This is a genomic window from Mediterraneibacter agrestimuris (assembly GCF_943193195.1).
GTDB lineage: Bacteria > Bacillota > Clostridia > Lachnospirales > Lachnospiraceae > Schaedlerella > Schaedlerella agrestimuris.
On record NZ_CALPDG010000030.1, the window covers coordinates 13,323 to 25,916 of the forward strand.

At 45.3% G+C, this 12,594-nt stretch carries 10 protein-coding genes; 2 read left to right on the forward strand and 8 right to left on the reverse strand.

Translation table 11 applies throughout. The annotated features are described in order from the left end of the window. Positions 1-76: 76 nt before the first annotated feature. The gene (locus tag NFS18_RS13330; RefSeq protein ID WP_251390926.1) at positions 77-3,685 is read right to left on the reverse strand and encodes a type IV secretion system protein; all 3,609 of its coding nucleotides are present in this window, start codon (positions 3,683-3,685) and stop codon (positions 77-79) included. Further along, positions 3,682-4,650 (reverse strand): hypothetical protein, encoded by a 969-nt coding sequence (locus tag NFS18_RS13335; RefSeq protein ID WP_251390928.1) that lies wholly within the window; start codon positions 4,648-4,650, stop codon positions 3,682-3,684. The genes NFS18_RS13330 and NFS18_RS13335 overlap by 4 nt, the downstream gene beginning before the upstream one ends. Positions 4,651-5,080: 430 nt before the next feature. Between NFS18_RS13335 and NFS18_RS19965 the strand changes: the two genes are divergently transcribed. Then, positions 5,081-5,347, forward strand: coding sequence for a CdiA C-terminal domain-containing protein (locus NFS18_RS19965; protein WP_408631559.1), 267 nt, complete (start codon positions 5,081-5,083; stop codon positions 5,345-5,347). A gap of 187 nt (positions 5,348-5,534) precedes the next feature. On the opposite strand, the gene NFS18_RS13340 is transcribed toward NFS18_RS19965, so the two are convergent. From NFS18_RS13340 to NFS18_RS13365, 6 genes are all read right to left on the reverse strand, one after another. Then, positions 5,535-5,738, reverse strand: coding sequence for a hypothetical protein (locus NFS18_RS13340; RefSeq protein WP_251390930.1), 204 nt, complete (start codon positions 5,736-5,738; stop codon positions 5,535-5,537). After that, a complete protein-coding gene (locus NFS18_RS13345; protein WP_251390932.1) occupies positions 5,716-6,735 on the reverse strand; it encodes a helix-turn-helix domain-containing protein in 1,020 nt (339 codons plus the stop codon). The genes NFS18_RS13340 and NFS18_RS13345 overlap by 23 nt, the downstream gene beginning before the upstream one ends. A 923-nt stretch (positions 6,736-7,658) precedes the next feature. Then, on the reverse strand, positions 7,659-8,225 hold the full coding sequence (locus NFS18_RS13350; RefSeq protein ID WP_251390934.1) for a hypothetical protein: 567 nt from the start codon (positions 8,223-8,225) through the stop codon (positions 7,659-7,661). Positions 8,226-8,524: 299 nt separating this feature from the next. After that, positions 8,525-9,157 (reverse strand): hypothetical protein, encoded by a 633-nt coding sequence (locus tag NFS18_RS13355; RefSeq protein ID WP_251390936.1) that lies wholly within the window; start codon positions 9,155-9,157, stop codon positions 8,525-8,527. A 244-nt stretch (positions 9,158-9,401) separates the two neighbouring features. Continuing rightward, the gene (locus tag NFS18_RS13360) at positions 9,402-10,802 is read right to left on the reverse strand and encodes a DUF11 domain-containing protein (RefSeq protein WP_251390938.1); all 1,401 of its coding nucleotides are present in this window, start codon (positions 10,800-10,802) and stop codon (positions 9,402-9,404) included. After that, positions 10,777-11,871, reverse strand: a complete 1,095-nt coding sequence (locus NFS18_RS13365; RefSeq protein ID WP_251390940.1) for a hypothetical protein — start codon at positions 11,869-11,871, stop codon at positions 10,777-10,779. The genes NFS18_RS13360 and NFS18_RS13365 overlap by 26 nt, the downstream gene beginning before the upstream one ends. A gap of 186 nt (positions 11,872-12,057) precedes the next feature. Here NFS18_RS13365 and NFS18_RS13370 point away from each other — a divergent pair, with 186 nt between their 5' ends. Next, complete coding sequence (locus NFS18_RS13370; protein WP_251390942.1) at positions 12,058-12,591, forward strand: hypothetical protein; 534 nt, start codon at positions 12,058-12,060, stop codon at positions 12,589-12,591. Positions 12,592-12,594: the final 3 nt, after the last annotated feature.

A 12,594-nucleotide genomic window follows, 5' to 3' on the forward strand; every position in this document is an offset into this window, starting at 1 on the left:
GGTAGAGTCGAAGCACAGCTGCTTCGCCTACCTAAACAATGCTATGCCCGGTTCTCTATGGAGGACCGGGCAATTTCTAACTATTATTGTCAATCTTATTATTATGATCGACAATTGAGTCTGCACGTCGAGCATCCATTGGACTAAGTGGCCTGCCGGTAGTTATATCGACCCAGCCGGAGTTTGTCAGCGTCCAACCAGCTGGTAAATTGACTTTAGTTGGAGTGGCTGGAGCATTATGCCCGACTTTGAATGTATCGCCAGCATGTAAATTACGGTATCCATCACCATAGTTAAATCCAAAGTTATCTGCCGCCGTTTTCATACGGTTACCAGTAATCACTTCACTACCAGTACCAACTTCGGTGAAATCACCGGTCGTGCTATTCCTTGTGTATGTATGTTTCGTAGTCCCATCATCGTAAGTATAAGTTCCGCTACCGTTACTAACAAATTTTCGTCCTTGGTCATCATAATAATTTTGGCTCATCGACGTCAGGTCGCTATTATTCACTACATCACTGCCACCAACCTCAGTCAAATCCCCGCTACCACTACGGGTATAATTGTGGACATTCCCACTGCTGTCGGTATATTGGTAGTTATTGCCACCTGCATGAGCAAACTCTCGCCCTGTACTGTCAGTATAGCCGCCAACCTGCTGCCCCTGCAGTTTGTCGTAAGCAGCTTGACGAATCTGATTTAGCAAACCTTCGTTTTCTGGCTTTACGGAAATATTGTCGTTAGTAATTGCTTCACTGGCGTTGCGATAGGCCGCTTCCATATCTCCAGCGCTCATATTCCCGTTTTGTATACTACTAAGCATAGCGTTCAACGTACTATCATTTGCTCCTGCAAGTTCAGTAGCAGCACCTTTAGCTCCTGCCGCGCCATAATGGTTGTTTTCGTAGATTTGGTTGCCAGCTTTGTCCTTTAGTAAATTGCCGTTCGAGTCTTTGAGGGCAGTAGCCAAATATCTGCCTCTATTACTATCCAGGGCTTTACCATCCCCCAAATCTGCTGCTAATTTGTTTAATCCACGATTGCCACTCTTGAACCCACCATGGTCACTAATCAAGGTTTGACCCGCAGCTTTCAGACCGGCAGAAACCGTAGTTACTCCACTCGCTTGGTCAGCAGCGAGACGGCGATGTAGTACATTTTGAATAATGTCTTGTCCGTCAGCGGAGGTGCCAAGCACATTCTGAAGAGCACGTAATTGAGCGATAGCATTCATATCGTTTGGATTGCGATCAACCGCAGCAATAGCGTCTTCATAAGCGCTACTCTGCGCAGCGAAACTGGTCATGAAAGCATCATCCCCACGGTAACCCGCTTCATAATTTTTCATTGCAGTGTCGCGCTCACGACGTTCAGCATCTGTCAAACCTTGTTGTGCAACAAATGCAGCATTCTGTTCTGCTCGCCGTTGTGCTGCAACAGCGTTAATTCTGCGTTCCTGGCTGCGATTACGCGATTCTTCTGCACTATCGCCGATAAAACCTCTGACTCCTCCTCGGCCAGCCCATTTACTCGCACGACCACGTACGCTTAACCCATGTTTGTCTCTCCACTCTTGGCGGCTCAGCGCTCGTTTTGCGCTTCGCGCTTGCGTTCTTGCTACCCTGTATTTATATCCATCAGATTTCCGCACAAGACCAGTCGTTCCTCGGCTCAGGCTGCGTCCAAGGCTCGATAACTTCATGCCGAGGTTACCCATTGCTGCCATTGAGCTTTTCAGGATACTCGGAACAAAGAAGAATGGTACGGTCTGAATTAGCATGGCAATAAGTATGTAAAAGAAACCAGTGCTTTCGCTCACATTCGCCAACAATAGCTTCGACGCAAATTGGCCACCACCCATCAACGCACCGCAAATTGGATAAACTAGCAGTAGCGCCGAAAATATCTTCCACCAGCGGCTGAAAATGTTTTTCGTATTTGGCAAAGCGTAACAAATAATAGCTACCGGTGACAGAGCAATAAGCACAATAATGCCCGCCTGTCGTATTCCGAGTAATAGGAAGAAAAACATGACACTAATTGCCGCTCCTAATAGTAGTACCAAGAATGGCCAAATCCACTTCGGTGCAGTTGCCACCAAAGCCACAACGCCGCCCGTTCCTAACAAGCCGGCTAATACACCGCTTCCGCCATCCACGCTGCCGATAATATCGCCTAGACTGCCCTCTCCAAATTCCGATTTGGGCCCTCCGAGCCCAACAAAGACTTGCTTAACGCCATACCCCACTATATTCGATAAGTCTACTGCAACCTGGCACAAGAAAAAGGACAAATTGACAAGTACCGCCACCAGAATCAAACTTGGTAGCATCTTCTTAATCCCATAGTTACTGACACCAAAGCCGGTGATTTGCGACAATATGATGACGACGATTGCAATCACGAAGACGATATTGGCTATATCTCGAAAGCTCGTCCATGCCATATAAGTTCCGGTATGGATTTTGTTACCGCTATCATCTTCCTTATCCTTACCACTTTCATCTTTCTCGTATGTTGCCGCGAAGTCTGCATCAGTTTGTAGATAATTATTCTCAATGTAATCATACATCCAGTCTGTTGCCGCCCCAACTCCCTGAATTACCGGGCAAATTATCCAACCCAAAGACGAAGCAGCAGTGGAACAAAGTGAGGCCTGCTCGGTGCTACCGCCATTGTTATTGGCATCGTCCGTAATATCACCAACGATATCATCAGGCGTAGCATCGTTACCATTCTCGTCTTTGTCTTTTTCAGTTTTATCTAGAGCCTTCTTGACGGCTGGAGCTGTCTCATTAATACGCTTGATAGCTCCATCACATGTATGTGCGCCAGCTTTCTTACTGACCCAGCTACACTCCCAATCTCCGTATTTGCTGGCTCCACCTTTCGGATAATACCGCTCCTCCATTTTACCGTTGCTGGGGTTTGGCACTTTGACCGGACCGTAGTACTTAGTTTTATTCATAAGACTTTCGTCGCCACTAAATGGCTCACCTGTGCTACAAGCAGTTGTGAAGTCATTGAAATACAAGAAATAATTGGTCAAATCGTCATCAAACGTGCCTCGATCATCCCAACCTACCAAGTATTGATTCTTATTTTTCTTATTATTGTAGAGTTTTTTCAGATGTTTTAGGGCCTCTTTTTCAGTATTCCAAACAAACTGATAATCGCTATTGCCTAGTCCAGATACGCAATAGTTGGTAACATCTTTCCATTTACCATCGCTATCTTGAGTTTGGAGCTTAACGATGCCGGGTTTCTCACCATTACACAGAACTTCCTCTTGGCTAACTCCAAATGTATTAGCAAACACATCAAAAATCTTTGAGTCATTATCATCACAATATATCGTCCCATTATTAACCTTGCCTTGCACCTGATTCTCTAACCATGCCCCAGTCGGGATTTCTGTGTTCGTCCAGTTTGTATTCATAAAAATATCGCCGACGCCGACTTCGGCATAATCATATAGGATATTTGTCAGTCCCATGTCGATAGACTTAGTTACGCATTTGCTAAACACATTCGCCACTAGCTGAATCTTCCCGGCCTCTTTCATCTGTTCCAAGGCTTCCGATGTCTTTATTGCCATCACTTGCGAACCAACTACTGTGCCTAGTAGTGTGGAAATTACCGCTGCCCAAATTACGAATTTTTTCCAGCCAGTCTTCATCACTTCTTCAACTTCTCAATTACTCGCCGCATCGCATCAACTACGGCATTTTCCTCATCGTAGGTAATCTCGTCATTCTCATCGTAAGCAAAGAAAATTGCCTGCGGCACGGAAAAACTTTGGCTCATTGATTCTACGACGTCTTTATATTCTGCGGCAATCTCCGTACATTCCGCAGCAATATTGTTTCCGTCTAAAACACAGCTATTCGCATCCATTTCAGCCTGTAAATCTTTCTTCTCTTGTACAAACTCATCAAACCGCTCGGCTATTGTCGCTATGGTGTAATTCTCGCTTGTTAGATAATCTTTGAGAGAATCCGTGTTTTCGGTTTCATAAACAGTATACAGTATATTATATAAGTCTACGGATTGTTTAAAAGCTCCAGCCTGCTTCGCAAGTGCATCCTGTACTTTCTTGACGTCATCGCGCACCTCTGCGTCTAGTTTGTCAGTATCAATTTTGGCAAGTTTTTCCTGGAAGTTGGTGAATTGATTGATGTTTTGATTAAGCATCTCCCGCGTCTCGGGGTTCATAATGTCATTTGTTGTTGTTTCGCGAAAATATACGTTTTGGAAGAAGGACTCAATTTGTTCCGTCGAATCGAGATTTTGCCGAAACAGGGCTAAGATTTCTTGGTTATCGTTCCTAAGTAATAGTGGCAACATTAGTAATAACACAAACAAAGCCACTGCGCTTACGATTAGGCCTATTATTAGTGGCTTCTTGGCGTTATGGATTCTATTATCCACCACCACATCCCCTCTCCCCGTCCCCACAGTCTGTATCGGATGCAGGGGGTCAGTTGGCAAGGGTGCATTTGCTGGTGTTGCGGTAGGAAGGTCAGAAGATGAGAAGATTGCATTGCCAGCAGTAGGAGAAACGGTAGGGACTACATCCTCAAGGGATGTAGTTGGGTCAGGATTCGTATTCTGACCCAGAGATGCGTTGTCTTTATTAGTATCCATATGTATACATCTATATTACCATAAGGCTTATGTCTCGTCGAGACTGTTTTTGGAACATATGTTTTGCAAGTAATTGGCAAAGATCGGCACCGCACGGGCAGCCCTCAGCGGAGGGGGAAACCGCCATAACGACAGCCGTTGTCTGACATACCCGTTACGGACAAAAGCCAATGGTACATTTACGCTTTTCGCTATTTTCTGGCAAAAAGCAACCATATTGTATAATTTACCCATTTTCCGGCGATCGGTAGCAACTTATGGTATAATATAAAACTATATGAGGAAAAATCCAAGACCATCTGTTGCCATGAAGGGCATAGTTACCCGAGAGGCTGGCGCCAAGCCAAAACCGCACGAATATGCTACCGCAGAAGCCCTTGCTGATGCTGGGTATAATGTCCGCTTTATCCCCAGCAATGGGAATATAGGGATGGCAGATTGTTATGTCAATGACACAATTTTTGAAATCAAAGCTCCCGAAGGCAAAACGATAAATTGTATTGAGCGTAATCTAAGGAAAGCTGTCAACCATCAGTCGCCAAACATTGTCTTAGACTCTTTCCGAATTAAGAACATACAAGACAGGAGCATCCAAAGTTTCCTTTTAGAACGTTTGAAGAGACGGCACGGTATCCAGCGTATTCTATTCGTGAATCGCAAGCGCAAAGTTATTGACATAAATAGACTGTTGGGATAAAATTAGATTATTGAAGTCCACGAGGGCGAAGCATTCGCTGAGACGGGGGCTTCTTTTTGTGCAGAAGGTCTTGGAGCCTCCGTAAGGGGAGGCATCGTATATGCGGCTGCTTAAATTGCTAGGAAATCCGCTGTAATGAAAGCCATAAGAAGCCGCCAAGCAGCGTTGTAACACAGGTGCAGGCTTCTTAAGAACCCTCCAGGACTCTTTTTGGTATGCTGGATTCCGGCGGTTTCCAGCTTCCGTGCCATTCCCAGCCATGTTCCTGAAGCGCCCGGTATACGAGCTTGTCACAGACGGCATGACCGGCTGCCTCCTCGAATACGGCTTTGGCGTCTGTGAGTTTAATGGCGCCCCCATTTTCTATTTTAAGCCGGAGCCGGTCCAGCACTGCCGCTTCCTCCTCGTAGGATATATTTCCGCTGTCCGGCATTTGAGCCAGTTTTCGGGGCAATGGCATCTAGGCCGCCCTCCTGGTACTGGCGTATGACGCAGACGATAGTGTTTATGCTGTAGCCCGTTGCGGTGCTGATTTCTGGCATACTTTTCCCATTTGCCCGCAGCCATAGCATCTTCAGCCGTACCGCGGTCTGCTTGTCGGCTGCAGTTTTTCGTGCGGCTTCAATTTCGGCCTTCTGCTCCGGCGTGAACTTATGCCTGTGCGCAATGAATGGCTGCTTTTTTCGACGCTCCATGCGGAATATAGACGCCGTCCCGCTTTTCAGGTATTCCCGTTTCAGCCAGTAAATATTGCTTGTGCTATAACCCGTTGTCGCTGCTGCATCTTCAAAAGTCCTGCCTTCGGCCAGCTGCAATAATGCCTCCAAACGGCGGATGGTCTTTGGGTTCGTGGCTGTCTTACGGGCATTGTCCAATTCGGCAGCCTGTTCTGGGGTAAAGACAGGCTGGTCGTCCGTTTTTCGCCTGGAAGCCTTGGCAAGCCTTTCCACCATGGCCTCCAGCCCGTTTTCCCGGTATTCCTGCAGCAACCGTATTACCGTTGTCTGCCCGAATCCAGTTGAGTCGCTGATTTCCGCGTAGGTTTTCCCCTGGACATAAAGATAAACTGCTTCCAGATGGCGGCGCGTCCACTTATCCGCAGCTGCGTCATAAGCAGATTTTACTTCGGAAACCTGCTCCGGCGTGAACTGGCGTTTCCCAGCGCGCATGGCCAGCACGGCCTCTATGCCGCCCGCCCTGTATCTGCGGACAATCCCTTCCGCTGCCGATATGGAAATCCCGGTCTGTTCGCAGATATCCCCGTATGTACCTCCGTGCGCACGGAGGTACAGGATCCCCAGACGGAAGGCCTGCTGGGGATCCTGTACCGCTTGGTGGGCTGATTCAAGCTCAGCAATCTGTTTGTCAGTGAATTCGTATCTTTTCATTATGATTATTATACCAGTATGAAGATGCTTTGGCCTCAATATGGAAAATTGGCAGATGTTCCGCCTTTTCTTTCCTTTTGTTCTCAACCACCCAGGCGGAGGGGGGGAGACCGATCCAACGGCCATTACCATATGAGTTAGTATCGGTAGTGTTGAAATATAAAGCACGAGCCTGGGCGAATGATAGAGATGTGTGCGACCAAAGATACCCAACTAAACCAACATCATACATCTGTCCACCGCCCAAGCCGACATTGCCGCTACGGACAAAAGCCAATGGTAACTGTACTATATTGGTGGCGCGGACACTACGATCTCTTTATGCTAAAATAAATATGTGGAAACAATTGTCCATGGGAACTAAAGAAAACCATTGAGATCATGCTCCGGTTTTTGGATGTTCTCATCTCAAAGATCGTGGAGTTCCCCTCCCAGAGTCCAAAGGAAAATACAGGAGGCCGATAGGTGACGCCGGCTAAGGCGGGCGGTAGATAAAGTGAACTTCTTCGGTGCAGCTTTGATACAGAATTCCAAAAGAGTTTCTGGCTTTTGTCCGTGGCGGGTACATGAATCTAAACGGTGGCAACATCAACAACGTTGGTAACAACGGTTATGGGTGGTCGCGTACGTCTATTTCTGCGTCGCTTGCGTATCGTTGGCGGTTTACGCCTTCAGAGGTTGGTACTGAGGGTGATCCGAGTCGTTTCTACGGTTTCCCCCTCCGCTGAGGATTGCCTGTGCGGTGCCGATCTTTGATAAGCCCTGCTCCTCTGAGCAGGGCTGTAGCTTTACAGGTGTTACTGGAATGCCGGGGGATACGCAAAATGCGGATTATTGGTTCTGCCACGCACACTTGAGAAGATGAGAAAGCGCCACCGCAACAGTTTATCTGCGGTGGCACTCTGACGGTTATGTAGATTGTTTTAGCTCACAAACATAACTTTAATCTGGATACTAAGTAGGTCAAAATAGGCTCTGTATTGACGTGGCACTTTCTCACGCAGGCCAGTTCTTTCCAGAATCATCACATTGCCAGCCTCTCTGCAGCTGTATTCCAGCGGTATCCTCCACTGGTTGTCATGGCGTTCTAACACAGGGCTGCCGTCAACCAGCGTAATCTGGAAAGGCTGCGCGGACTTTAGGATGACGGCGTCCATAACCCTTGCCGATGCTTCGGGGATGTCAAATGCCGCCGTAATCTTCTGCTCACAAGCTGCTTTGATGGGTAGGGTGAAAGAGAGGGCAGATTCTTCCAATATGCCGCTCTTCATATCATGGAATACCCCAAGCTTCACCATGTAAATACCATCACTCTCTACGGAAAATGTTCTGCCAAAATGCTTCTTGTCAAGCACAGTCAAGACGCCATCATCAGATGTAATACCTAAGCCCGGTGTTGATGGTGTATCTGCCTTTTCTATCGTTGGCGTAATTGTTTTACTGGACTTTCGGCTGTTTTCCATCATAATCTTGAGTTCATGTGGGTTCATAATATTGTTCCTCCTTGCATGATTTTATTTTGTTGTGACGCTAGCCAGTGTATTTAGTGCCTTAAAGACAAGGATCCTTGTGTTGATAATACTGTATCATTTTCACTTCCAGATTGACAGGAATAACAGCGGAAGATAAACGGAAAATAAGCGGACAGATTACTACAAACTAAAAAACTGTAAACCTGCACCATGAGATTTTGGAGATAATAGGATATAGAGCTATGGGGGCTATGGTCAGCCACGGCTTTCCTGTCTTAAGCTAGAAAAAACCCATCTTACTTAGATGGGTTTTTGGCTTAAATATCAGTATACACCGTAACATCAGCGTATTTGGGATATATGATTTCGTTCCGGCTATGCCCAGACAAATCATCCGCGCATTTGTCGCAACAGAAAGAAATACACTTTTGCGTGTTCTGACTAAAAGCTTCCAACAGGACGAAATTGGATGTTGGATCTCCAGGCCGGCGGCACTCTACCCCAAATAAGTACTCAGTATCGGGCTTTCCATTAGCGTGTGGCACATGGAACTCGATGTACAACTCACCGTATTTTTCTACCCAGGAATAAGCATGCAGATAAATCTTCCCGACATCGCCCAGCTCTTCGTTATAATACCACAGGAAGACTCCAGTCATCACAGGCTCAAACCCGGCCAGGAACCAGTTGTGGCATTCCCCACGCAAAATCTTCATGCGATTCTCCAAAAACTCGGCATTTGTGTACGACCATATTTCATCGCAAGGATGAATCAGCTCAGTTAAATCGATATTCTGCCCATCGCGCTGGCAAATCTTTACCTGCATCTTAACCGGCAGATAATGTGGCTTCTGCCTCGGCACGTTATATCGGCCAGAATGAGCGATGACAGCAAATGTTTCCGTCTCCCTATCGCCCGAAAACTCCCATATGTAAGTGCGTCTTTCCATGGTAATTTCCCCCTTTGATAATATTGTGTAATTATTGCATCGTTGTACACCTTATAAAAACATGTACAATTTTTGCAATAACTTGTAATATTAGGGGTACAGGAATACTGATAGAAATGATAATGTGCATAGATAAGTTAGTCTATACTAACTATTGTAGCACAGATATAGAAAAAAGTCAAGAATAATAAAAAGGCGGGGCTGAGGCTTTATGGCAATTCCTCTGGCTCCGCCTTAAATTCCGTCATCTAATCCGTCGATGCTTCTGTTTCCGCATTTTAACCCACAGCACAACAAGGCCTGCCAGACAAAGTAGTATCAACAACAGAAGCACGATTGATATGACATAGAACTTAAACCCTTTTGAAACCTCTATGGTCGCATAGTCTTGTATTGTTTTTAGCCCCACGCCGGCTTGTGACCAGTTAGTGAGCGTATTTACCCCCGTCCCTAAGTTCTCATCGACAACCTCAGCCGTGAAGTAGAGGAAAGCGTTAGCGCCCGAACCATAATTACCAATACGTAGACCGTTCGAGAACAGATCTTCATCATTCGTAATAGTTAATCCACTTTCGTGATTACCGTTCTTTAAGACCACTGTGTCGTCAACATACTTCAAGTTTGCTGGAAGAATATCTTTGATGGCAACGCCAGTCTGGCTTTTGTCGCTAGTGTTCTCGTAACCAATACGGAACTCTACCTTGTCGCCAACTTTAGCATCGACAGATTCTTTCCAAGTGCGGTCTTCGCTATCCGCGAGACGAACCTTTTGCCCGACTGTATACTCATAATCAAATACGGCCTTTACTTTTATTGTTACATAATTAGCATATTGATAGCATCCAGGGATTCTTCCGTCAAGTGCGTCATAGCCAATTAAAACGCCACCACTCTTGGTTTTTACTACATCATCGCTTAAAGCTAAGCCCCCAAGTCCGATGCTATTGTTTTCGAGCAATGCAGAACCATAAATATAATCCAGGTGGAAAGGAACTTCGCTATTAAAGTTGACGTAATCCCAGTACTCGCTAGGTGCGGCATTTAAGGAGTCAATAAAGCCATTAACTTGGATACGCCTGTTTTCCTTGTCATACTCATCCGGTATGCTGAAAGATACATGGGTATTTTCGGCTACGGCATCTTCGCCATTTGGGTTATTATTGTGCACATATAGACGAATAATGTAGTATTTTCCATCTTCAACTGTAATGTCATTTCCTTTCCAGACTGTTTCTTTGGTGCCACCTTCCCAACTGCCATCTTCCCGTTGGACACATTCACGGGCACCGACAAAGTTCTTTTCATTCCCAATTGTGCTGTCAGAAATTGTATTGAAGATAATCTGGCCTGGGTAATTTGAACTGTTTTTGTAATTTTCTCCATCAGAGCGTGGAGTGGCACCAATAGCCCCGTTGTTTATTTCTTCAATCGTGTAACTTGGACGCCCTTTTTCTCCAGTTTCCGGATCGACATAATTATCGCCCCAGGCAAAAGCCGCTATGGGGTTTAACTGTATGACAAGAATGGTCATGAAGCCGACAAAAAATAAACCGGCTCTATGAGATTTTTTCATAGTATACTCCTGCCTTTCGATTTTATTAGCTGTGTGTATGCCTAAATCACTGCTGTTCACCAGCCCCGCCATCAGCAGGGACTTCCTTATCTGCTTTGTCTGTAAATCCTGGATTCAAAGTAATAGATATTTCCACCTTTTCAGCATTACCCCCGCTCAAAGTGATTGTTGTGGTGTTGTCGGCCCCTTCCCGCCACCCATCACCACCTACAACTTTCCAGTCCCGCGTCATATCGGCAATCTTTGAATCCTCAATTGTGTAACCCAACCCATCCTTATCTGCTTCAGCAGGGCTTACTCCTATCCCTGGATCTTTTCTCTCACCCGCCATCAGTTCCAGCTTTGGATAAATCACAGAAATATCCTCAATTTTAGGAGTTTTCAGAAATGGCATAAAGAACACAAACAATAAAAACGCGAGGACAAAAAGAAGTATACCAAAACCGTACTGAGGTTTCTCAACAGCCACTTTGGTATAGGAAATCTTTATTGGTGTTATGATGTTTACGAATATCCGCGATTTTTTCCTTGAGCCTTTTTTATCATTCTTTGCGTCATTGGTTTCTCTTCGCTCAGAGACTGTCGTCTGTATTTTCGTCTGCGTCTTCTGCGGCCCTGCCTTTTTCTGTCTTTCCGAAATGTTTGATGTTTCTAAGATTTTAGGATCAAGCCCTGTTTGGGAAATCCATTTTTCATATAGTGAACACAGTCGACTGTGGTTGTCAACGAAATCATGATATACATCTTCGGAGATATTATGCAACTCTTCCTTTTCGGCTTTATCCATTGCACCATAATCTATTTGGATCTCAGGGTGGTTGTCCGCATATTTCTTCCGTCGTTCTGCGGGCGTCCTAAGATTTCGGTAGCCATCAGATTGCCCAGATACTGCCAAAAGCTGATCCAGCATCTCCTCACTGGAATATTGGCGAAGGATAAGCTCATAAAGTTCCAGCCCGTACCCATGTTCCCATGTCTCTTGCCTTATTAAAAGGCACACCAGTTTTTCTGCAACTTTATCATCTTTTCTTCCATTTATACGGACACAATTAAGAATCTGGTATATATCGCCAGCACTCTTAATTTCTGTCATGGCCAGTACATCTTTTTTAGACCGTATATTCTCCCTCTTGTTTCCCATCGTCCACGCACGCTCTCTTTATTGTTCCATTTATTTTCCGTATTTTCGCTTATTTTCCGTTTATCTTCCGCTGTTATTCCTGTCAATCAAAAAATGTAAATGATACCATTATTACCAGCACAAGAGCTTTTGTCGTTACAAAATTATATCATTAAACAAGATTCATGGCAAGCAAAGGAGGTTTATATGGAAGAAAGGATTTTACAAAGTATCTGTATTCGTTTAGCCGATGGGCGGACTGCCCGTTTGGAAGTTATCGTTCATTTGGATGGCATGTTTGAAACCCTTATCATTACAGATGATCCCGAGCAGGAAAAAGTTTTTTCCAAGAAGCTCGAAGAGCAGGAAGGTGCTTTTGATTTTTTCGAATACTTAAAAGAAGAGCAGCATGTGCCGGAGCCAATTGGAAGGTATAAGAAACTGGCGGCAGATTTAGAACAAGCAAAAATATATGCCAAAGAGCAAATGGGCGAAGATGACAGCGGGCCTTTTAATTTTGATTCCGTTTCCATTTATCTTCCAAGATGGCGTGAAAAGTTAGTAATAAATGCAGCTAAAACAGCTGGCGTAGACTGTTTCAAAGATAGACGCACCAGTAGATATCTGTTTTCTATTCCCGAAACCGGTGACTGCCTAATGAAGACAAAGGCCGCTGAGGCAATGAGTGCTTTTCTGAACAATATAGGGTATCACACGCGCGTATTCTACATGTTGGATTAAAAA